General features: G+C 62.7%; 22 protein-coding genes and 1 pseudogene. 13 read left to right on the plus strand and 10 right to left on the minus strand.

Going from position 1 to position 21,089, the window contains the following annotated elements; translation table 11 throughout:
- Positions 1–723, plus strand: a pseudogene (locus O7A60_RS04525) (sulfotransferase family protein); the annotation flags it as partial.
- Between the two features lie 91 nt (positions 724–814).
- On the opposite strand, the gene O7A60_RS04530 reads toward O7A60_RS04525, so the two are convergent.
- Positions 815–919, minus strand: coding sequence for a hypothetical protein (locus O7A60_RS04530; protein ID WP_337105209.1), 105 nt, complete (start codon positions 917–919; stop codon positions 815–817).
- Here O7A60_RS04530 and O7A60_RS04535 point away from each other — a divergent pair.
- Positions 918–1,244 carry an alpha/beta hydrolase family protein gene (locus O7A60_RS04535; RefSeq protein ID WP_415926798.1) on the plus strand — a complete coding sequence of 109 codons (327 nt, stop codon included), beginning with the start codon at positions 918–920 and terminating at the stop codon, positions 1,242–1,244. The genes O7A60_RS04530 and O7A60_RS04535 overlap by 2 nt on opposite strands.
- 75 nt (positions 1,245–1,319) lie before the next feature.
- Here the strand turns inward: O7A60_RS04535 and O7A60_RS04540 are convergent, their stop codons facing one another.
- From O7A60_RS04540 to O7A60_RS04550, 3 genes are read right to left on the minus strand one after another with little or no spacing between them, the layout of a single operon-like run.
- On the minus strand, positions 1,320–2,864 hold the full coding sequence (locus O7A60_RS04540) for a SpoVR family protein (protein WP_027143527.1): 1,545 nt from the start codon (positions 2,862–2,864) through the stop codon (positions 1,320–1,322).
- Positions 2,865–2,873: 9 nt separating this feature from the next.
- The gene (locus O7A60_RS04545; protein ID WP_027143526.1) at positions 2,874–4,187 is read right to left on the minus strand and encodes a YeaH/YhbH family protein; all 1,314 of its coding nucleotides are present in this window, start codon (positions 4,185–4,187) and stop codon (positions 2,874–2,876) included.
- A gap of 19 nt (positions 4,188–4,206) precedes the next feature.
- Complete coding sequence (locus tag O7A60_RS04550) at positions 4,207–6,156, minus strand: PrkA family serine protein kinase (protein WP_140503346.1); 1,950 nt, start codon at positions 6,154–6,156, stop codon at positions 4,207–4,209.
- Between the two features lie 319 nt (positions 6,157–6,475).
- On the opposite strand from O7A60_RS04550, the gene O7A60_RS04555 reads away from it, so the two are divergent.
- Complete coding sequence (locus tag O7A60_RS04555) at positions 6,476–8,029, plus strand: acetolactate synthase large subunit (RefSeq protein WP_337105210.1); 1,554 nt, start codon at positions 6,476–6,478, stop codon at positions 8,027–8,029.
- A gap of 39 nt (positions 8,030–8,068) precedes the next feature.
- Here the strand turns inward: O7A60_RS04555 and O7A60_RS04560 are convergent, their stop codons facing one another.
- On the minus strand, positions 8,069–8,371 hold the full coding sequence (locus tag O7A60_RS04560; RefSeq protein WP_337105211.1) for a BolA family protein: 303 nt from the start codon (positions 8,369–8,371) through the stop codon (positions 8,069–8,071).
- A gap of 179 nt (positions 8,372–8,550) precedes the next feature.
- Here O7A60_RS04560 and O7A60_RS04565 point away from each other — a divergent pair, with 179 nt between their 5' ends.
- The 6 genes from O7A60_RS04565 to O7A60_RS04590 all read left to right on the plus strand — a co-directional run bounded on the left by O7A60_RS04565 (position 8,551) and on the right by O7A60_RS04590 (position 14,247).
- A complete protein-coding gene (locus tag O7A60_RS04565) occupies positions 8,551–9,180 on the plus strand; it encodes a J domain-containing protein (protein ID WP_032922426.1) in 630 nt (209 codons plus the stop codon).
- A 123-nt stretch (positions 9,181–9,303) separates the two neighbouring features.
- On the plus strand, positions 9,304–10,290 hold the full coding sequence (gene cobS / locus O7A60_RS04570; RefSeq protein WP_127276014.1) for a cobaltochelatase subunit CobS: 987 nt from the start codon (positions 9,304–9,306) through the stop codon (positions 10,288–10,290).
- A gap of 11 nt (positions 10,291–10,301) precedes the next feature.
- A complete protein-coding gene (gene cobT, locus O7A60_RS04575; RefSeq protein WP_337105212.1) occupies positions 10,302–12,200 on the plus strand; it encodes a cobaltochelatase subunit CobT in 1,899 nt (632 codons plus the stop codon).
- Entirely contained in the window at positions 12,197–13,225 is a 1,029-nt protein-coding gene (locus O7A60_RS04580) for an esterase-like activity of phytase family protein (RefSeq protein WP_337105213.1), read from the plus strand. Before cobT ends, O7A60_RS04580 begins: the two co-directional genes overlap by 4 nt.
- A 171-nt stretch (positions 13,226–13,396) precedes the next feature.
- A complete protein-coding gene (locus O7A60_RS04585) occupies positions 13,397–13,765 on the plus strand; it encodes an ArsR/SmtB family transcription factor (protein ID WP_337105550.1) in 369 nt (122 codons plus the stop codon).
- Positions 13,762–14,247, plus strand: a complete 486-nt coding sequence (locus O7A60_RS04590) for an SRPBCC family protein (RefSeq protein WP_337105214.1) — start codon at positions 13,762–13,764, stop codon at positions 14,245–14,247. The genes O7A60_RS04585 and O7A60_RS04590 overlap by 4 nt, the downstream gene beginning before the upstream one ends.
- A gap of 28 nt (positions 14,248–14,275) precedes the next feature.
- On the opposite strand, the gene O7A60_RS04595 is transcribed toward O7A60_RS04590, so the two are convergent.
- The 3 genes from O7A60_RS04595 to rpmB form a co-directional block, all read right to left on the minus strand.
- A complete protein-coding gene (locus O7A60_RS04595; protein ID WP_337105215.1) occupies positions 14,276–14,950 on the minus strand; it encodes a spermidine synthase in 675 nt (224 codons plus the stop codon).
- A 3-nt stretch (positions 14,951–14,953) separates the two neighbouring features.
- Entirely contained in the window at positions 14,954–15,637 is a 684-nt protein-coding gene (locus tag O7A60_RS04600; RefSeq protein WP_337105216.1) for a queuosine precursor transporter, read from the minus strand.
- 162 nt (positions 15,638–15,799) lie between these two features.
- Positions 15,800–16,096, minus strand: coding sequence for a 50S ribosomal protein L28 (gene rpmB, locus O7A60_RS04605; RefSeq protein ID WP_337105217.1), 297 nt, complete (start codon positions 16,094–16,096; stop codon positions 15,800–15,802).
- 257 nt (positions 16,097–16,353) lie between these two features.
- Here rpmB and O7A60_RS04610 point away from each other — a divergent pair, with 257 nt between their 5' ends.
- From O7A60_RS04610 to O7A60_RS04620, 3 genes are read left to right on the plus strand one after another with little or no spacing between them, the layout of a single operon-like run.
- Positions 16,354–17,142 (plus strand): DUF3108 domain-containing protein, encoded by a 789-nt coding sequence (locus O7A60_RS04610; protein ID WP_337105218.1) that lies wholly within the window; start codon positions 16,354–16,356, stop codon positions 17,140–17,142.
- Between the two features lie 44 nt (positions 17,143–17,186).
- Complete coding sequence (gene yddG / locus O7A60_RS04615; RefSeq protein WP_337105219.1) at positions 17,187–18,164, plus strand: aromatic amino acid exporter YddG; 978 nt, start codon at positions 17,187–17,189, stop codon at positions 18,162–18,164.
- Positions 18,161–18,835 carry a lysoplasmalogenase family protein gene (locus O7A60_RS04620; RefSeq protein ID WP_337105220.1) on the plus strand — a complete coding sequence of 225 codons (675 nt, stop codon included), beginning with the start codon at positions 18,161–18,163 and terminating at the stop codon, positions 18,833–18,835. Before yddG ends, O7A60_RS04620 begins: the two co-directional genes overlap by 4 nt.
- A gap of 5 nt (positions 18,836–18,840) precedes the next feature.
- Here the strand turns inward: O7A60_RS04620 and O7A60_RS04625 are convergent, their stop codons facing one another.
- Positions 18,841–19,251 (minus strand): cupin domain-containing protein, encoded by a 411-nt coding sequence (locus tag O7A60_RS04625; protein ID WP_337105221.1) that lies wholly within the window; start codon positions 19,249–19,251, stop codon positions 18,841–18,843.
- 22 nt (positions 19,252–19,273) lie between these two features.
- Positions 19,274–20,041 carry a hydroxyacylglutathione hydrolase gene (gloB, locus tag O7A60_RS04630; RefSeq protein WP_337105222.1) on the minus strand — a complete coding sequence of 256 codons (768 nt, stop codon included), beginning with the start codon at positions 20,039–20,041 and terminating at the stop codon, positions 19,274–19,276.
- A gap of 173 nt (positions 20,042–20,214) precedes the next feature.
- On the opposite strand from gloB, the gene O7A60_RS04635 reads away from it, so the two are divergent.
- Positions 20,215–21,003 carry a class I SAM-dependent methyltransferase gene (locus O7A60_RS04635; protein WP_337105223.1) on the plus strand — a complete coding sequence of 263 codons (789 nt, stop codon included), beginning with the start codon at positions 20,215–20,217 and terminating at the stop codon, positions 21,001–21,003.
- Positions 21,004–21,089: the final 86 nt, after the last annotated feature.

A 21,089-nucleotide genomic window follows, 5' to 3' on the forward strand; every position in this document is an offset into this window, starting at 1 on the left:
GCCTCGTTCATATCGTCGATCTTGGCCGAGATGGAGGTCGATACGGTCGCATTTCTGCCGATCCGCAACCCACTTGAGGTCGCGCTGTCGTTGAAGCGGCGAGATGGCTTGCCGATGGCGAAATCACTTCTGCTTTGGCTGAGGCACGTGCTCGAAGCGGAGCACCAGTCACGAGACATGCCACGTCATTTTTTGCGTCACGAAGATTTCCGCACTGACTGCCGGCGGCAATTGAACCATGCGGCTGACGAAACCGGGGTCATCTGGCCGGCTCCTTCTAGCCAGTCCGATATCGAGATTGAAAAGTTCCTGAACGAGGACCTGCATCACGAGAGAGCCTCGATCGAAGAGCTGCGAAACCATCCGGACATCACACCTCTGATCCGGACCGCGTATGAGATTTTGCGTTCCATGGCGGTCGACGGCGAAAGCCGTGAACTGCGCGCTCAACTGGATCTGGTACGTACGATATTCAACGAGAGCTGTGATGTTCTGGCGATAGCGACGGCGGAGGCTGAACATCTCCGTGGAGAGCTTCGAGGGCGGATTTTAGATCATGAGGCGGTCGTTCGTGCTCACCACGAGCTCAGCCTCGAATGTGACGTGATTGTCCGCGATCGGGACGCTTTCCTCGCAGAACGCAACGCGCTTCTCGCGTCCCGCAGCTGGCGTTGGACCGCACCCTTGCGATGGGTACGCGGTCCCTTCGTGCGCCGAACTTGATGACGGCAAGATAGAACGCAGCCCGCGCGATGCGGTGCTCGACACGAACTGTGGTTGGTTTGTCGAGGAACAGTCATACGCCTCCCCAAATTCACCCTCCCCGCAGCACGCGCCAGATATCCGACCAATACGCCGTGACGAGGGAGGCCAGGGCCGCGGCTGCCATGCCGGTTACGCCAAGTGCCCCCAGCCCCATGAGTTTCCAGCGCGTCACCTCGGCCGTGCGGCATGGTCCGGGCCTATTCTCGGGTCTTTTCCGATCCTTCGCAATGGGCGGCGCTGTCGCCGGCGAGCTATGTGAGGGTCGCAAGCATCCGCCGACGTTCATCGCCTATTCTCGCGCCGATGGTCGCGGCGAGCAGTCCACGGCCTTTGCCGAGCGCCTGCGCGCCAGCGGCACTGATGTGACGCTGTTCGACGGTAGCGCCTATACGCACATGTCGATCGACCGCGACTTCGGCGAGGGTGATGATGCGCTGACCGTAGCGGCGCTGGCGTTCCTGAAATCGACGGTCGGCTGAGTGCACCCAGCGTGCCCGCGGAGCATGTTCCACTCGTTCCGCTCGACAGCCTGCGATGCCGCCCGAAGCCGAAACTCAGCAGTCATTGCTGGAGCGTTCGTTGAGTGTCGCACCGGTTTCGGCGTCGACCGAAGCCAGGCTGACTTCGTAACCCCAGAGGCTCCGGATATGGCGCAGGGTGGCGTCGCGGCTGCCATTGTCGAGCAGTACGCCCTCCTTGACCTTGTGCTGCAGCCGCAAATGCCGGTTACCGAGCAGGTCGACGTCCACTACCTGGATATCCGGCCGGCTTGCCCCGATGTCGTAGCTCTGGGCCAGCGCGGCACGTATCTTTTGGTAGCCGCGCTCATTGTGGATCGAGGCGACCTCGTAATGCGAGTCGTCGGCTTGGTCGGCCAGGACAAACATCCGCCATTTCCGTATCAGGGCTGGGCTGAGGTGCTGGCGGACGAAGGATTCATCGCGGTGATTGGCCCATGCGTCCAGCAGCACGTCGCGCCAGTCACCGCGGCCCGCAATGTCGGGAAACCAGTCGCGGTCCTCCGCCGTCGGCTCGATCGAAATGCGCTGGATGTCCTGCATCATGTCGAGGCCGAGCGCGTATGGGTTGATACCGGAGAACCGGGGGTCGTCGAAGGCCGGCTGGAAGATCACATTGGAATGGTTGCGCAGGACCTCGAGCATGGCGCCCTCGCTGATCTGGCCGCGGTCGAACAATGCGTTCATGAGGGTGTAGTGCACGAAGGTGGCGCAGCCTTCATTCATCACCTGCGTTTGCCGCTGCGGATAGAAATACTGCGCAACGACACGCACGATGCGGATGATCTCGCGTTGCCACGGCTCCAGGACAAGGCTGTTCTTTTCGAGGAAATAGAGCAGATTTTCCTCGGGCAGGTTGAGCGATTTCTTCCGCTCCGTCAGGCCCTCATCCTTTTTCTCGGACTTGCTGGTGTCCTGTGAAGGAGGCAGCGTGCGCCATAAATCGTTGTAGGAGCGCTCTTCGTATTCCAGGCGCTCGCGCAGCCCTTCACGCCGCCGCTCGGACGACAGCTTTGGCGGCCTGTGATATCGGAACACGCCTTGCTCCATGAGCGCGTGGGCGCTATCGAGAATGCTTTCCACGGCTGACAATCCGTGCCGCTCCTCGCATCGGGCAATGTAGCCCTTGGCGAACTCCAGGTAGCTCAGGATTCCCCCGGCGTCGGTCCACTGCTGGAAAAGATGATTGTTCTTGAAGAAATGATTGTGTCCGAGCGCCGCATGCGCCGTCACCAGGGCCTGCAGGGCCATGGTGTTTTCCTCCATCAGGTAGACGATGCAGGGATTGGAATTGATGACCAGTTCATAGGCCAGCCCCCGTCCGCCCTTGCGGTAGAGAAAGTCCTGGTACAGGAAATGCTTGCCGAACGACCAATGACGATACATCAGCGGCATGCCGACCGATGAATAAGCGTCGAGCATCTGTTGCGAAGAAATGATTTCCATCTGCACCGGATAGGTGTCCAGCTTGAGCTCCTCGACGGCGATTGCCGCGATCGCCTCGTAAGCCTGCGACAATTTCTGGAAATCCCAGTCGGATCCGGAAAAGAGCAAACCCGGTTTGCTGGCTGTCCTGGCCATGGTTTCCCCTCAGGCACTCTTCCGGAGCGCGGGCTGTTTGGCAAAGAGCTGACGAAAGACAGGATAAATATCGGCGGCCGTGGCTATTCGGCTCATCTGGAAGTTCGGCCAGTTTGACTCAATGGCGCTGTAGGCCCGCCAGAGCGACGTCCCGTTTTCGGTCGCGCCGAAGATGTGGCTCTCGCGTTCGTCGATGATCTCGACATAGGCGAAATACTGGCACAGGCGCATGAGCTTGCGGTTCAGAAGGGCGATGCAGCGCTCGGAATCGGTGGCGAAATTGTCGCCATCCGAGGCCTGGGCGGCGTAGATGTTCCACTCGCTCGCGGGATAGCGCTGCTCGATGACGCGATGCATTTCCTCGAGCGCGGTGGAAACGACGGTGCCGCCGCTTTGCGTGCAGTAGAAGAAGGTTTCCTCATCCACCTCCTGCGCTTCGTGCGTGTGGCGGATGAAGACGATTTCGGTGCGCTCATAACGTCTTTTCAGGAACAGGTGCAGCAGCACGAAGAAGCGCTTGGCAAGGTCCTTCTCGCGCTCGCCCATCGAGCCCGACACATCCATCAGGCAGAACATGACCGCTTTCGCATTCGGCACCGGGCGCGGGTCGAAGCGGTTGAACCGGATGTCGACCGGGTCGACGAAGGCAATCCGCCGGCGTCGGCGTTCCAGCCGCTCGATCTCTTCTTTGAGGGCCGCGACGCGCTCGCGCGTCTGAGCATTGGGCCCTGCGGCCTCCAGCGAGGCGAGATCCTGCATGATCGCGTCTACCGCCGCTTGCTTGGGGCGCCTGAGCGCAATGCGGCGGCCGTGGCTGTTGCGCATCGTGCGGCCGACATTGATGTTGGTCGGCGAACCGGTGGCCGCGAAACCCGCCCGGCGCGGCTTGAAGGCAAGGATCTCCTTGAGATTGAGCTTCACCAGGTCGGGCAGTTCGAGATCCTCGAAGAAAAGATCGAGCACCTCCTCGCGCGACAGGACGAAACGAAAGTCGTCCTCGGATGCGGTGTTTCCCGGTGACGAACCGCCCTTGCCTCCGCCCTGGCCAGGTTTGGGGATCAGATCCCCCTGGGCGAATTGCCTGTTGCCCGGCAGGATGTGCCGGCGCCGGCCGGTGTCCCTGGCGTCGTTGAATGTCGGCTCGCCGGTGCCTCTCTCGGGCATCGGCACGACATGCTCCGCGTCCACGTCGGCGATCCGCCCAGCGCGGATCTGGTCGCGAATGCTGCGCTTGAGTTCCTCGCGGGCACGCCTGAGGAAGCGCTGGCGATTGCCAAGGCTTTTGTCCTTCGGATTCAGGCGGCGGTCGATAAAGATCGGCATGCAACCATTCGGGCTGCTCTCAGCCCGCCTTGTTCACCCGCATGTACCAATCGACCAGCCGGCGGACCTGCCGTTCCGTATAACCGCGCTCCACCATCCGCTGGACGAATTCACTGTGCCGTTTTTCGGTGACGCTATCCTGCTTGGAGCCGAAGCTGATCACCGGCAGGAGGTCCTCGACCTGGCCGAACATGCGCTTTTCGATCACCTCGCGCAGCTTTTCGTAGCTCGTCCATGACGGGTTGCGGCCGTGGTTGCGCGCCCGGGCACGCAGCGTGAACTTCACCACCTCGTTGCGGAAATCCTTCGGATTGGCGATGCCTGCCGGCTTTTCGACCTGCGACAATTCGCTGTCCAGCACCTCGCGGTTGAGGATCTGGCCGGTATCGGGGTCCTTGTAGTCCTGGTCCTCGATCCAGGCATCGGCATAGGCGATGTAGCGGTCGAACAGGTTCTGGCCATACTCGCTATAGGACTCCAGATAGGCCTTCTGGATTTCGTGGCCGATGAACTCGGCGTAACGGGCGGCCAGTTCCGACTTGATGAATTCGAGATAGGCCGCTTCCATCTCCTTCGGAAACTGCTCCCGCTTGATCGCCTCTTCCAGTATGTACATCAAATGCACCGGATCGGCGGCCACTTCCGCAGTGTCATAGTTGAACGTCTGCGACAGGATCTTGAAGGCAAAGCGCGTGCTGACGCCGGTCATGCCTTCGTCGACGCCGGCGGCGTCGCGATATTCCTGGACTGACTTCGCCTTCGGGTCGACTTCCTTCAGGTTCTCACCGTCATAGGCGCGCATTTTGGTGTGCAGCGGCGAATTGTCGTGCTCGGCAAGGCGCGTCGAGACGCTGAACCGGCTGAGGATGTCCAACACCTCGGGCGCGCAGGGGCTGGCGGCCAATTCACTCTCGCGCAGCAGTTTTTCGTAGATTTGCCTTTCTTCGGTGATGCGCAGGCAATACGGCACCTTGACCACGAGAATGCGATCGAGAAATGCCTCGTTGTTCTTGTTGTTCTTGAACTGTTGCCACTCGGATTCGTTGGAATGGGCAACGATGATGCCCTGGTAGGGAAAGGCACCGAAATTCTCGGTGCCATTGTAACTGCCTTCCTGGGTCGCCGTCAGCAATGGATGCAGCACCTTGATCGGCGCCTTGAACATCTCGACGAATTCGAGCAGACCCTGCGTCGTCCGGTTCAGTCCACCGCTGTAGGAATAGGCGTCGGGGTCGGACTGGCTGAAATTTTCCAATTGCCTGATGTCGACCTTGCCAACCAGGGCTGAGACATCCTGATTGTTCTCGTCGCCAGGCTCTGTCTTGGCAATGCCGATCTGGCGCAGCCGCGACGGCATCAGTCTGACGACGCTGAATTTGGAAATGTCGCCGGACAATTCGTCGAGGCGCTTGGCCGCCCATGGCGAGATAAGCCCGTTCAGGCGGCGCCGGGCTATTCCGTATTTGTCCTCCAGGAGATCGCCCATGCGATCTGGATGGAACAGGCCAAGCGGCGATTCGAAAACCGGACTGATCTGGTTGCCGACCTTCAGCGTGTAGATCGGGCGCTCCTCCATCAATTTCTTCAACCGTTCGGCCAAGGAGGACTTACCGCCGCCGACCGGGCCCAAGAGGTAAAGGATCTGCTTGCGCTCCTCGAGGCCCTGAGAGGCATAGCGGAAATATCCGGCGATGCGCTCGATCGTATCCTCCATTCCGTAGAAATCGGAAAAGGAGGGATATATCTTGACGGTCCGGTTCGAGAAAATGCGGCCGAGCCGCTCGTCCTTGCTGGTGTCGACCAGATCAGGCTCGCCGATCGCCTCGACCATTCGTTCCGGCGCCGAGGCATACATCGATTTGTCCTCGCGGCAGGCAAGCAGATATTGCTGGAGACTTATCTCCTCCTGGGCGGCGTTTGCATAAATTTCCGAAAAGAGGTGGAAGACGTCGGATGGGTTCTCACGCATGATCGTTGCCTTCAGAGCCATTCTGGCGGGGCCCACACATTCAACTGCGGGAAGGCATTGTTTGTTCCGTCGGCGCGCATGCATCTGGCATCAAAATCCTGGCATCGCTCCGGCCCGAATGGCCGCCTATCCTGATTGAACGCTCGCGGCGTCCGAGGAAACTCTTGCGATCTGGAGATCGACCAAGATTTTCGGCAGGGATGGCGACACGCTGACCGCCCCGGTGCCTGTGGCTGGATCATGCCAAAAGCGGCGGCGGGATATTGCCGTGCGGACATCCGCGGGTGCAACTGCTCTTCGTGAATGGGAGAAATTTTGCATGAATGGCGCCGATGTCCTGTGCGACGTGCTGCTGGCCAATGATGTGAAGGTGTGCTTCGCCAATCCCGGCACATCCGAAATGCATTTTGTCGCCGCGCTCGACCGTAAGCCCGTGATGCGTTGTGTGCTTGGCCTGTTCGAGGGCGTGGTGACCGGTGCGGCCGACGGCTATGCGCGCATGACCGGCCGTCCCGCCGCGACGCTGCTTCACACAGGGCCGGGGCTGGCCAATGGTCTTGCCAACATGCACAACGCCCGGCGCGCCAGGAGCCCGATGATCAACATCGTCGGCGACCACGCCTCATACCATTTGCCACTCGACGCGCCGCTGACCAGCGATATCGAAGGCCTCGCGGCGCCGATGTCCAACTGGGTTCGACGCATCGAAGGGCCCGCCGATGTCCAGCCGGCCACGGAGGCTGCCTTTCGCGCCTCGCTGACGCCGCCTGGTGTCACGACGCTGATCCTGCCGGCTGATGCCGCCTGGGGCGACGCCAACGCGGATTCGCCCGGCAAGGTGGAACTCACACCGCCGCCAGCCGTCGGCATGGAGGCCGTGCGAACGATCGCTGCCGCGATCCGCGCGGCTCCGGGCCGTGTTGGCATGATCGTTCGGGGGCGGGCGGCACGGGCCGATGCTCTTGAAATCGCCGGCCAGATTTCGACGGCCTGCGATGTCAGGCTGTTCAGCGAGGTCCTGATCGCCCGCATGCAGCGCGGGCGCGGGCGTGTCGCGCCGACGCGCATCCCCTATCCGGTCGACGCGGCGACGGCGATGCTCAGGGATATCGATGTCCTTGTGCTGGTCGGCGGAAAGGAGCCGGTCGCCTTCTTTGCCTATCCGGGAAAACCGGGACGGCTTGTCCGTGATGACTGCCAGGTGCTGACGCTCGCCGCCCATGGGCAGGACCTGCATGCGGCGCTGGAAGCGCTTCGCGACGAACTGGGCATCAAGCCGTCACAGCTAACCGTGGTTGCCCGCGCCTTTCCTGACGAGGCAACGCCGAACGGCCGGCTGACGGAAGATGCCATTGCGCTGTCCGTCGCGAGAAAGCTGCCGGCCGAAGCGATCGTCTGCGACGAGGCCGTCACCTCGGCGCGGCGTTTCTTCGCGCTATCGGCCTTTGCGGCGCCGCATGACTACATGATGGGCACGGGCGGATCGATCGGCGGCGGCATTCCGCTGGCGACAGGTGCGGCGATCGCCTGTCCCGGCCGCAAGGTGATCAATCTCGAGGCAGATGGCAGCGGCATGTACACGGTGCAGGGGCTATGGACGCAGGCGCGGGAACATCTCGACGTGGTGACGATCGTCTTTTCCAACCGCACCTATGCGATCCTGCATGGCGAGATGCGTAATGTCGGGGTGAACGCGATCGGCGAGAATGCTAAGCGCATGCTCGATCTCGACCATCCGGCGCTGGACTGGGTTTCGCTGGCCAAAGGCATGGGCGTGGAGGCGGCGCGTGCGGATAGCTGCGAACGTTTCGACGCGCTGCTCGACGCTGCCTTGTCTCGACCGGGGCCGTTTCTGATCGAAGCGGTCATTTGAACGCAGCGTGGGAGGCGCAGGGCTGGCTCGCAGCTTGGCCTACCAGCGCGTCTGTTCACCGGGCGCCGCGGGCTCGATCGCCAGCGCGTGCACGCCCGCGCTCAACTCGTCGGCCAGAAGCTGGTTGACGGCGCGATGACGGTCGATGCGGCTCATGCCCGTAAAACTCCGAGAGACGATGCGGACCCGGAAATGCGTCTCGCCGGCGCCGTCGAATTCTGTGTGGTGACCGGATTCCACGTGATGATGGCCGGCGTGGAGATGGCTTTCGTTGAGGATGACGAGCCGCTCGGGCGAAAATGCCTTGTTGAGCTTGTCTTCCATGGTCGCCTGTATGGACATCGTCTTTTCCCTTCACCACATATGGCTGGCTCGCCGCCATGAAAACCGAAAATCGGTTTCACCAGGCCGCCGGCGTACAACAAAATCGGTCATTCGCCCGCTTTAAGCCGCGATTCAGCGGTTAGGGCGATGATCGCGAAAATGTCAATTCTTGTTTCGCATCTGCGAACGCCCCATAAATGGGTGAGATGAAGCCGTATCCCAAATATTTCGAGAAGATTCGCGTCCGTCCAGACAAGGACGCGGAGGTGAAGGCGCACGCGCCGATCTGCCAGTGGGATGGCTGCAAGGAGGCGGGCACGCATCGCGCGCCTGTCGGGCGCATGAAGGAGGGCGAGTATTTCCGCTTCTGCTTCGACCATGTGCGCGAGTACAACAAGGGCTTCAACTACTTCTCCGGCGTGCCGGACACCGAGGTCGCCCGCTTCCAGAAGGAAGCGATGACCGGCCATCGACCGACCTGGAAGATGGGCGTCAACGGCGCCTCGACACGCTCCTCGCCCGATATGGCGCAGATGCGCTCTGGCCGCGCCGGCTACTACAACCGCATGCGCGACCCGTTCGACCTGTTCAAGGGGCCGAAGGATCCGCGCGAGGCGCGCGAGCGCAAGGCCAAGCCCCTTGAGGCCAAAGCGCTGGAAACGCTTGGCCTTGATACAAAGGCGACTGGCAAGGACATCAAGGCGCGCTATAAGGAACTGGTGAAGCGTCACCATCCGGATGCGAATGGCGGCGACAGAGGTTCGGAAGACCGGTTCCGCGATGTGCTTCAGGCCTATCGCGTGCTCAAACAGGCAGGCCTGTGCTGAGCGACCCTATGGTTTGTGTCGTTTTCCAACTTTCATAAGGTTGGAAAAGGCTCTAAGACCGCCCCCGAACAAAATGGATTGCCGGCGCAACGCGACGTTTCGCCCGTGGAGACGTTGAGAGATATGAACAAGGTCGATCGCGACATCGCCAATCTGCCCGACACGACGGTGTCGGTGAAGGAGAAATTCGGCTTCGAGTCCAAGATGGTGGTGCCGGCCTATTCGGTGACATCAGAGCATGTGCCCGACATCGATCCCGACTATCTGTTCGACAAGGCGACGACCTTGGCGATCCTCGCCGGCTTCGCCTACAACCGCCGCGTCATGGTCTCGGGCTATCACGGCACCGGAAAATCGACCCATATCGAACAGGTCGCCGCCCGCCTCAACTGGCCGTGCGTGCGCGTCAACCTCGACAGCCATGTCAGTCGTATCGATCTTGTCGGCAAGGACGCGATCGTCGTCAAGGACGGCCTGCAGATCACCGAATTCCGCGACGGCATCCTGCCCTGGGCCTACCAGCACAATGTCGCGCTGTGTTTCGATGAGTATGACGCCGGCCGTCCGGATGTGATGTTCGTCATCCAGCGCGTGCTGGAATCGTCCGGCCGCCTGACGCTGCTCGACCAGAGCCGGGTTATCCGCCCGCATCCGGCGTTCCGCCTGTTTTCGACCGCCAACACGGTCGGGCTGGGCGACACGACCGGCCTTTATCACGGCACCCAGCAGATCAATCAGGCGCAGATGGACCGGTGGTCGATCGTCACCACGCTGAATTATCTGCCGCACGACAATGAAGTGAACATCGTGCTCGCCAAGGCCAAGCACTATCGCGACACCAAGGGCAAGGACATCGTCAACAAGATGGTGCGCGTCGCCGACATGACGCGCTCGGCCTTCATCAATGGCGATCTGTCGACGGTGATGAGCCCGCGTACCGTCATCACCTGGGCCGAGAATGCCGAAATATTCGGCGATGTCGGCATGGCGTTCCGGCTGACCTTCCTCAACAAGTGCGACGAGCTGGAACGTTCGGTGGTCGCCGAGTTCTACCAGCGCGCCTTCGGCCAGGATCTGCCAGAGAGCGCGGCCAACGTGGTGCTGGGCTAAGCAGAGCCTCGATGGCGGGTCCAGGCGACAACACGCGCAACAAGTCGAAGACGGGGTCTGAAGCCGACAGCTTCAAGCGCGCCGTCACCGTCTGCATGCGCGCCATCGCCGGCGACAAGGAGATGGAAGTCGGCTTCGCCAAGGACAGGCCGGCGCTGGCGGGCAGCCGCGCGCGGCTGCCCGAACTGCCCAAGAAGGCATCGAAAGCCGACATCGCGATCACCCGCGGACTCGGCGATTCCATGGCGTTGAAGCGCGCTTGCCATGATGTTCGCATCCACAGCAAGCTGGCGCCCGAAGGCAAGGCCGCCCGCGCCATCTACGATGCGGTCGAGCAGGCTCGCGTCGAGGCGATCGGCAGCCGCGCCATGCAGGGCGTCGCCGACAATATCGGCTCGATGCTTGAGGATAAATACACCAAGGCCAACCTCGTCGACGTCAAGGACAAGGCCGACGCGCCCATCGAGGAGGCGCTCGCGCTGATGGTGCGCGAAAAGCTGACCGGCCGGCCGGTGCCGAAGAGCGGCGAGCGGCTGGTCGAACTCTGGCGGCCCTGGGTCGAGGAGAAAGCCAGAGCCGACCTCGACGGCCTGTCGGAAAAGCTCGAGGATCAGCAGGCCTTCGCCCGCGTCGTGCGCGAGATGCTCGCCTCCATGGAAATGGCCGAGGAACTCGGCGACGACCAGGAGACCGAAGACTCCGAGGACAATGACGACAACCAGCCGCAAGGCGAGGAACAGAGCGAGGAGGGCGGCGAAGACGATTCCGGCTCCGAGCAGTCGCAGTCCGAGGATGCCAAGGCGTCGGCAGACGACGAGCAATCGGCGGAGACCGAAGCCTCCGACGCAACGGCCGACGATCTGTCCGACGATGACGATGCCGACGCCGAGACACCCGGCGAGGCACGCCGCAACGACAATCCCTTCACCAATCTGCCGAAGGAAATCGACTACAAGATCTACACGTCAGCTTTCGACGAGACGGTTGGCGCCGAGGAGCTTTGCGAAGAGGAAGAGCTCGACCGGCTGCGCGCCTTCCTCGACAAGCAGCTCGCCAATCTGTCGGGCGTCGTCGGTCGGCTCGCCAACCGGCTGCAGCGCCGCCTGATGGCGCAGCAGAACCGGTCCTGGGATTTCGACCTGGAAGAGGGCTATCTCGACCCGGCGCGGCTGGTGCGCGTGGTCATCGACCCGATGCAGCCGCTGTCGTTCAAGCAGGAGCGCGACACAAAATTCCGCGACACGGTGGTGACGCTGGTGCTCGACAATTCCGGTTCGATGCGCGGCCGGCCGATCACCGTCGCCGCCACCTGCGCCGATATCCTGGCGCGCACGCTGGAGCGCTGCGGCGTCTCGGTCGAGATCCTCGGCTTCACCACGCGGGCATGGAAGGGCGGGCAGGCGCGCGAGAAATGGCTGAAGGACGGCAAGCCGCCGAACCCCGGCCGGCTCAACGATCTGCGCCACATCATCTACAAGTCGGCCGACCATCCTTGGCGGCGGGCGCGGCGCAATCTCGGCCTGATGATGCGCGAAGGCCTGCTCAAGGAAAACATCGACGGCGAGGCGCTGCTGTGGGCGCACAACCGGCTGATCGCCCGGCCCGAACAGCGCAAGATCCTGATGATGATCTCGGACGGCGCGCCGGTCGACGATTCGACGCTGTCGGTCAATCCGGGCAATTATCTCGAACGCCATCTGCGCGCCGTCATCGAGCTGATCGAGACGCGTTCGCCGGTCGAACTGCTGGCCATCGGCATCGGCCATGACGTGACCCGCTATTACAGGCGCGCCGTCACCATCGTCGATGCCGAGGAACTGGCCGGCGCCATGACCGAGCAACTGGCTTCGCTGTTTGCCGAGGAAAGCGCGAAGCATACGCGGCGCGGCGGCACGCGACGCGCCGGATGATCCTTTCGCGGCGCGGGCTTCGGGACACGCTTTTCGCCGCCATCGCCTTGCTTGCCGGCATGGCTTGGGCGCCAGCCGGTTCGGCCGGCTCGGCCGCAGTTGAGCCTGTCGCAATCTCGGCCCGCCCGATCACCGAATTCCATATTGGCGGTACCGACAAGCAGTTTGGCCAACTCGAATTCGTCGGCGGGCTGGAGATGACCTCGCTATCACACGATTTCGGCGCGCTGTCGGCCTTCCGGTTTCTGAAAGCCGGCAGCGATTTCATCGGTGTGGCCGATACCGGTTACTGGTTCTTCGGCTCGGTGGCCCGCGACGCCGATGGGCGACCCGTCGGCATCCAGAATTTTCGCATGCAGCAAATGGTCGACCAGAGCGGCCAGCCGATCGACGAAAAACGGGAAGTCGATGCCGAGGGCCTCGCGGTCAAGGACGGCATCGCCACCGTCGGTTTCGAACGCAACCACCGCGTCGTCCAGTTCAGGATCGACCCGGACAACATGAAGGCGCCGTTCAGGCAGCTGGATTTCCTGGCGCCGGCGCGGGAACTGCGGAAGAACCGCGGCTTCGAGACAGTCACCCATTCAAATGCCAACGGCCAGCATCAGGGCGGCCTTGTCGTGGTCTCGGAAAAGAGCCTCGACAAGGCCGGCAACATCTACGCCGCCATCATCGAAGGGCCGCACAAGGGCGTCTTCACCGTCAAGCGCAACGGCGATTTCGACATCACCGACGGCGCCTTTCTGCCCGATGGCGACCTTTTGCTGCTGGAGCGCAGTTTCACCATGACGGGCGGCCTCAAGATGCGGCTGCGGCGCATTTATGGAGAGAGCGTCGAGAAGGGCGCTGTTGCCGACGGGCCGGTGCTGCTGCAAGCCGACATGGGCTACCAGATCGACAATATGGAAGGGCTAGACGTCTGGACCCGCGATGACGGCGCGCTGATGGTTTCGCTGATCTCCGACGACAACCAGTCGATCCTGCAGCGCAATCTCTACCTGGAATTCATTCTGCACCAGGATTGAGTGGCAGCTCCGCCGCGACGCCTATTGGCGATTTTGTCCATGCGTCGGCCATCCCAGCGTTCTCCCTGACAGGCCACTAAATCTGAATGAGTTTATCGACCATGATCGTGTTTGCGAAAAAACTTTAGTCTGGACTTGACAATTGAGATGGTGCCAACGATACTTAAGTCCATGCTTAACCGTTCAGAGATCGACGGCATCCTTCGCGCTCTTGTCGAGCCCACCCGTCGGCAGATCCTGGAACGGTTGAGCAGTGGACCGGCCACCGTCAGCCAACTGGCGGAGCCGTTCGGCATGACCTTCGCCGCCGTGCTGCAGCATCTCCAGGTACTGGAGGCCTGCGGTCTGATCCGCAGCGAAAAGATCGGGCGGGTGCGCACCTGCCGGATCGAACCGGGCGGGCTCGCTCCGCTCGCCGACTGGATTGCCGAACGCCGCCTACCGGCGGAACGCCATCTCGACCGTCTTGGCCAGATCCTGGCCGAGACGGATCAATCCCCCGAGAAAAATCAGAACCAGAAAAAGGACGAACCGCAATGAACCAGATTGCCCCCGTCAAGGATGAGCATTCCGTCATCCACTCCACCTTCACCATCGAGCGGACCTATCCGCAATCGCCGTCACGTGTCTTCCATGCCTTCGCCGACGAAGCGACGGTGCGGCGCTGGCGCATCGAAGGCGATGGTTTTGCCGTTGCCGAGTTCAGCTTCGACTTTCGCATCGGCGGCGGCGAGGTGTCTCGCTTCAGCTATGGCGGCGGCCCGGAGATCAGGCTCGACGCGCAATTCCAGGACATCGTCGCCGACCGGCGCATCGTGTTTTCCTACAGGATGGCGGTCGGGCCGCAGCCCATGTCGGCATCGCTGACCACCGTGGAGCTGACGCCTTCAGGCGATGGCACAAGGCTGACCTACACCGAGCAGGGCGCTTTCTTCGACGGCATCAATTCCGCCAAGGGACGGGAGGAGGGGACTCGCGGGCTGCTGGAGGCCCTTGCCGCCGAACTTCAGCGGTCAAACTAGCCCCGGCTGCCGACGATCTTGGTCAAGATCATGAGGCTTTGGTGGCTATCCAGATGACATGACGCGCGCCGCGCTTGCCGTTGGCGCGCGTGTTGACTTCCTCGACGGCGAAAGCTGCCTGTTTCAGCCGCCGCGTGAAGCCGGCATCAGGTCCCTGCGACCACACCGCCAGCACGCCGCCCGGCTTGAGGGCGGTACGCGCGGCGGAGAGGCCAGCCACGCTGTAGAGGGCGTCATTGCCTTTGTGGACGATGCCCTCGGGGCCATTGTCGACGTCGAGCAGGATGGCGTCCCAGGCTCCGGCCCCGGACCGTATCAACTGGCCGACATCGGTTTCGCGGATGGTGACGCGGGAATCATCGAGCGACCCGGCGAAAATCTCGGCCATTGGGCCGCGCGCCCAGGCGACGACGGCCGGCACCAGTTCCGCGACAACGATCTCGGCATTGTCGCCCAGGTCGGCGAGAGCAGCGCGCAGCGTGAAACCCATGCCAAGCCCGCCGATCAGGATCTTCGGCTGCCGATGGCCCGCAATCCTTTGGCAGGACAGTTCCGCCAGCGCTTCCTCGGAGCCGTTCAGCCGGCTGTTCATCAGCTCGTTGGTGCCGAGCATGATCGAGAATTCGGAACCGCGCCGTTTCAGCCGCAATTCCTGCTGGCCGTCGGGCGTTTTCGCGGAGTCCAGCTGGATCCAGGGAATCACGGCTTAGGCTGCGGCAAAGGCCGGCTGGCTCCAGCGGGCGGCGAGCAGCCGGTAGGGGATCAGTGCCACGACAGCGATGATCAGTTTCACGCTGAGGTCGCCGAGCGCCCAGGATACCCAGCGCATGGCATCGACATGAAACACGCCCATCAAGGGGGCGCTTTCGAGCGCGAAACTATCGCTTGGACCGACAAAGGCAAAGGCGGCCGAAAAAGCCACACCGAAGAACACGACGGTGTCGAACACCGATCCGACCAGCGTGCCGATGATCGGTGCCCGCCACCAGCTCTGCCGACGCAGCCGGTTGAACACGGTGACATCGAGCAACTGCGCGGTCAGGAAGGCAGCGCCCGAAGCGGCCGCGATGCGCACCAGCCGGTCGGCTGATGTCTCGAACTCGATCAGGCCATGACGGAACAGGAAGGGCGGGACGAGGATCGAGCACACCACCGCCGTCATGAAGCCGACAAAGACGATCCGGCGCGCCACGGCAGGTCCGTAGCGGCGGTTGGCAAGATCGGTGACCAGGAAGGAAAAGGGATAGGTGAAGGCGCCCCAGGTCAAAACGTCGGCGAGCGACAGGCCGCCGATCTGGCCCTGCATGGGGAACTGCACGAGGACATTCGATGCCACGACGACAACCGCCATGGCGGCCACAAAGGGCAGGTATCGCGAAAAGGAAGACATTTTTTTATCCTGGGTAATGGAACCAGCGGAGCGTTTTGCCGAAAACCGGATCACGCTCGCTTCGTAGTCGAGCATCGGATTGTCGAACCTTGCGGATCTATCCGATGCTCAGTGGCCAACAAGAGGTTGGCCAGGGCGGTTGTCCCCCGCCTGAGAGACGAATTAAGCGGCAGCCTGTTCGGCGTTCTTCTTGGCGATCTGCTTCTTCAAGAGACGCGCGCGCTGCGACAGCTCCTTGACGTCGGCCTTGGCCAGGAAGGCATCGAGGCCGCCGCGATGTTCGACCGAACGCAGCGCGTTGGCAGAAATGCGCAGGCGCACATTCTGGTTCAGCGCTTCCGAAATCAGCGTCACATTGACGAGGTTCGGCAGGAAACGACGCTTGGTCTTGTTGTTCGCGTGGCTCACATTGTTGCCGGTCTGGACTGCCTTGGCAGTGAGTTCGCAGGTGCGGGACATGGTTTTAACCTTCAGTTCTCTCGTGGCCTGCCAAACTTTTGTGCCCACGCCGGGTGGCGCGCGGTTCTGGTCAGGCGGCCTTATGGAAAAGTTGGCGTTCCTTAGTTGCATTTCACCGGGGCGTCAAGCTCCGGCTTCCCCACGGAAGCGCCCGGCATTTCATATTAAGGCCGGATTTCACCCTATAAGCGGTCTCACAGGGACATGCCAGACCGGAGTCGCCGCCTCCGGCCGAAAATCAAGGATCCGATCCCGCCATGCCTCGTTCGTCTCACGCGCTTGTTGCCGCGCTTGCCGTCGCCTTGCCGTCCGCCGCGTCCGCTGCCTCGCCGCAGTCGTTCAAGGGCGAGTACACGGTGTCGTTTCTGGGTCTCTCGATCGCGAGGTCGACTTTCTCCAGCCACTATGAGAATGGCGCCTACACGATCGAAGGCAGTGTCTCCGCGGCGGGTCTCGCCAAGCTGTTCGACGACACGCGGGGCACGATCTCGTCCAAGGGTACGATCTCCGGGCAGAAGATGGTGCCGGAGGCATTCCGTGCCGACTACACTTCCGGCAAGAAGGCATCCTCGATCGACATTCGCTTTACCAACGGCAACGTGACCTCGACGCAGGTCATCCCCGCCCCCGGCAAGCGCGACCCCGAGGCCTGGGTGCCGATCGGCGCCGGCGACCTGGCATCGGTGCTCGATCCGATGGCCGCCACCGTCATCCATGCCGACAGCCTCGACCAGGTCTGCGGCCGCAAGGTCAAGTTCTATGATGGCGAGATGCGCGCGGACCTGACACTGACCTACGCCTCGAAAGGAACGATCTCGGTGCCGGGCTACAAGGGCGACACCGTTACCTGCCAGATGGGTTTCGAGCCGGTGGCGGGCTATCGCAAGGGCCGCAAGGCGCTCAACTACCTCAAGAATAAAAGCCGCATGATGGTGACGTTTGCACCGCTTGGCCAAACCGGCGTATATGCGCCGATCCACGCCACGGTCGGAACGCAGATCGGTACCTTGACCATCAGCGCTAGGCGGTTCGAAGCAGTACAATAAGGCACGCCACCGGGGACAGGATGGGGCGCGCCACTGGAGACAAAATGGGGCGCGCAACACTGATCGGCTTTTCGGCGGTCGCCATGTGGGCGTTGCTTGCGTTGCTGACGGATGCGTCCGGCAAGGTGCCGCCATTCCTGTTGTCGGCGATCACTTTCTCGATCGGCACGGGCGTAGGGCTTGTCGCGCGACTGTTCATGCCGGCCAGCGACAGGAGCCAGAAAATCCCGCCCCAGGTCTGGGTGATCGGTATTGCTGGCCTGTTCGGCTACCATTTCTTCTATTTCACCGCGCTGCGCAACGCGCCGGCGGTGGAGGCGAGCCTGATTGCTTATCTCTGGCCACTGCTGATCGTGCTGGGCTCGGCGCTGATGCCGGGCGAAAAACTGGCTTGGAATCATGTCGTCGGCGCGCTGCTCGGCCTTGCCGGCACCGTGCTGATCGTCACCAAGGGCGGCGGCCTGGCCTTCGACGCGCGCTACACCTTCGGCTATGCCATGGCCGCCGTCTGCGCCCTGCTATGGTCGTCCTATTCACTGCTGTCGCGACGTTTCCCGTCGGTGCCGACCAGCATCGTCACCTGGTTCTGCGCGGCAACCGCCGTGCTGTCGCTCGCCTGCCACCTGGCGCTCGAGGAAACAGTGCTGCCTGACGGCGCCGGCCAGTGGTTGGCCGTGTTCGGGCTCGGCCTGATGCCGGTGGGCGCCGCCTTCTATGCCTGGGACATCGGCGTCAAGCGCGGCAACATCCAGGTGCTGGGTGCCGCAAGCTACGCGGCACCGCTTTTGTCGACGCTGGTGCTGATCGCGGCCGGTGTGGCCGAGCCTTCGTTGCGCATTCTGGCCGCCTGCGTGCTCATCACGGGCGGCGCGGCGCTGGCGGCAAAGTCGCTCTTCTTGCGCAAGCCAGCGGCGACCGGGAGCGGAGCCAAGGCATCCGAAAGCGGAGCCGGGGCACCCGAAAGCGGAGCCGGGGCACCCGAAGGCGGAGCCAGGGCATCCGAAGGCGGAGCCAGGGCATGACGATGCCGTTTGCCGGCGGCATCGACGCCAATGCCAATGCAACGCTGATCTTTTCGCTGGTGGCGGCGGTGATCTATGCCTTCACGCTTGGCATGCGGCCGACGCTGGCCCGCTCGGCGGCAAAGACGCTCGCCGTGGCCATGCTCGCCGTACTCGCCGCAATCCAGGGCGGCCCGCTGCTGCTGGTCGCCGCCCTTGCGCTGAGCGCGGCTGGTGACGCCTTCCTGTCGCGCGACGGGGAAAAGGCATTTCTCGGCGGGCTGGCGAGCTTTCTAGTCGCCCATATCATCTATGCCGCGCTGTTCCTGCGTAGCGGTGGCGGATTGGAGTTGCTTGCCGCCGAATCCTGGCTGGGCGCGATTGCACTGGCCATGGCGGTGTTCGCGATTGTCATGCTGGCGGCGCTCTGGCGCCGTGTCGGTCCCGGCCTGCGTATTCCGATCGCCGCCTATATCCTTGCGATTCTGGCCATGGGCATGTCGGCGCTGACGACAAACAGTAGCTGGGTGATCGGCGGCGTGGTGCTGTTCATGGCATCGGACGGGCTGCTCGCCACGGAGAAATTCCTGGTCGCCGCCATATCACCGCAGCGCGCCTTGATGCGCCTCGCCGTCTGGGTACTGTACTACGCCGCCCAGCTCGCGATTACCCTGGGTTTCCTGCTGGGTTAGGGCTGTCAGCCCGGCTCGGCGAGTTCGAAGGCGGCGAAATCGAAACCTGGCGCGACGGTGCAGCCGACCAGCGTCCACTCGCCCAGGCTGCGCGCAGATTGCCACCAGCCTGCCGGCACGACGATTTGCGGCCGTTCGCCCGCCGCGAGGTCGATGCCGAGAACCTGCTCGATAATGGCGCCGCCTTCTTCCCACATCGACAGCGCCAGCGGCGCACCGGCATAAAAATGCCAGACCTCGGCGGCGTCCCTGACCCGATGCCAGGCCGAAAGCTGATGCCGTTCCAGCAGGAAATAGATGGCGGTCGAATGGCCCCGCGCACCGCCGGCTTCGTCGCGAGAAGTTTCCGCGTACCAGCCTCCTTCCGGATGCGGCTTCAGTGCGAGCGTTGCTATGATTTCCGCGGAACTGGTCATCGGCAGAAAGCCAACACGGCGCTCAGAAATTGTCCTTGCGCTTGCGGATCTCGGCGAAGACCTCGGCATCTCCAGCCTTCTCCATGCCCAGATGCTTGCGGATTGCCGGATCGTGCCAGCGCAGGAAGGGATTGGTCGACAGTTCCTCGCCGATCGTCGTCGGCAGCGTCGGCTTGTTGTCGACCCGCAGCGCCTCGATCCGCGCGGCACGCTCCTTCAATGCCGAATTGGTGGGGTCGACGCTCAGCGCGAAACGGGCATTGGCGAGCGTATATTCGTGGCCGCAATAGACTGTCGTCTCGGCGGGAAGGGCCGCGAGCTTCTTCAGCGATTCGTACATCACCGGCGGCTTGCATTCGAACAGCCGCCCGCAACCCAGCGCGAACAGCGTATCCGCGGTGAACGCCACTTTCGATGCCGGCAGATGGTAGGAGACATGGCCGGCGGTATGTCCGGGCGTGGCGACCACCTCGATGCGCTCATCGCCGAGATGAAGGATAGAGCCTTCTTCGACGGTTTCGTCGATGCCGGGAATCTTGGCCTTTTCCGCCTCCGGGCCGACGATGCGCAGCTTGAAGCGCTCCTTGAGCGCCAGATTGGCCTCGACATGGTCGACATGGTGATGCGTGGTCAGGATCATCGTCGGCGTCCAGCAGGTGCGCTTGATCGCGGCGAGGATCGGCGCCTCCTCGGGCGCGTCGATGATTGCGGTCTGGCCGCTTTCGGGATCATGCACCAGCACACCGAAATTGTCGGTGCGGCACATGAACTGTTCGATTTCGACCGGCATCGCATCTCTCCATTTACCGCTGCAGACATAGGGTGCCGCCGCGTGAATGTCATCCCGGATGTCAAAGCGAATGACATCCCGAATGTCATCCTGGGATGTCAAATTGACATCCGCCGTGCCGCCGCTTTGGACCTTTTGTTGAATCCGCCCGACATCACGGCTACATCCCTGACATGCATTCCGACATCGTCGACCTTCGCTCCTTCTATTCGACAACGCTCGGCCGGTTCGCCGAGCGTTCGATCACCATGGCGCTATCGTCGATATGGGCCGCGGTGCCCAATGAGCGGCTGGTCGGTCTCGGCTATACCTTGCCCTGGCTGGAGCGCTTCGGCTCCGACGCCGAGCGGGTCTTCGCCTTCATGCCGGCGACCCAGGGCGCCGTGGTTTGGCCGGCGACGGGGCCGACGGCAACGGCACTGGTCTTCGACGAGGAGCTGCCGCTGGTCGATTCCTGCATCGACCGCATGCTGCTCGTCCATTCGCTCGAACATGTCGAGAACCCGCGCGAGACGCTGAACGAGATCTGGCGGGTGCTGTCGCCGGCGGGGCGCGTCGTCATCGTCGTGCCCAACCGGCGCGGCGTCTGGGCACGCTTCGAACATACGCCGTTCGGCAACGGGCGGCCTTTCTCACGCGGGCAGCTCACCGAACTGCTGCGCGAGGCGAATTTCACGCCCGCCGCGTGGTCCGATGCCTTGTTTTTCCCGCCATCGCGACGGCGCTTCATGATGCGCTTCCACAATGTGCTGGAGCGCGCCGGCCGGCGGCTGTGGCCGATCTTCTCCGGCGTCATTGTCGTGGAAGCGCAGAAGCGACTTTATCAAGGCGTGCCGGTGGCCCAGCGTGCGTCTCGCCGCGTCTTCGTGCCGGTGCTGTCGCCACATGGCGCGACACGGCTCGGCCGGCGGGCCGAGGGAAGCGGTGCGGCATCGTCGGCTCGGCAAGTGACACCGTCGTGATCGCGATGGAAACTTGCATCGCGCGGCATCTTTCCGACCTATCTGTCGTGCTGGGCTCGCAAAGTGGTTGAGGGACTGCCGCCGTC

It is taken from the genome of Mesorhizobium salmacidum (SeqCode), from assembly GCF_037179605.1.
Lineage (GTDB): Bacteria > Pseudomonadota > Alphaproteobacteria > Rhizobiales > Rhizobiaceae > Mesorhizobium > Mesorhizobium salmacidum.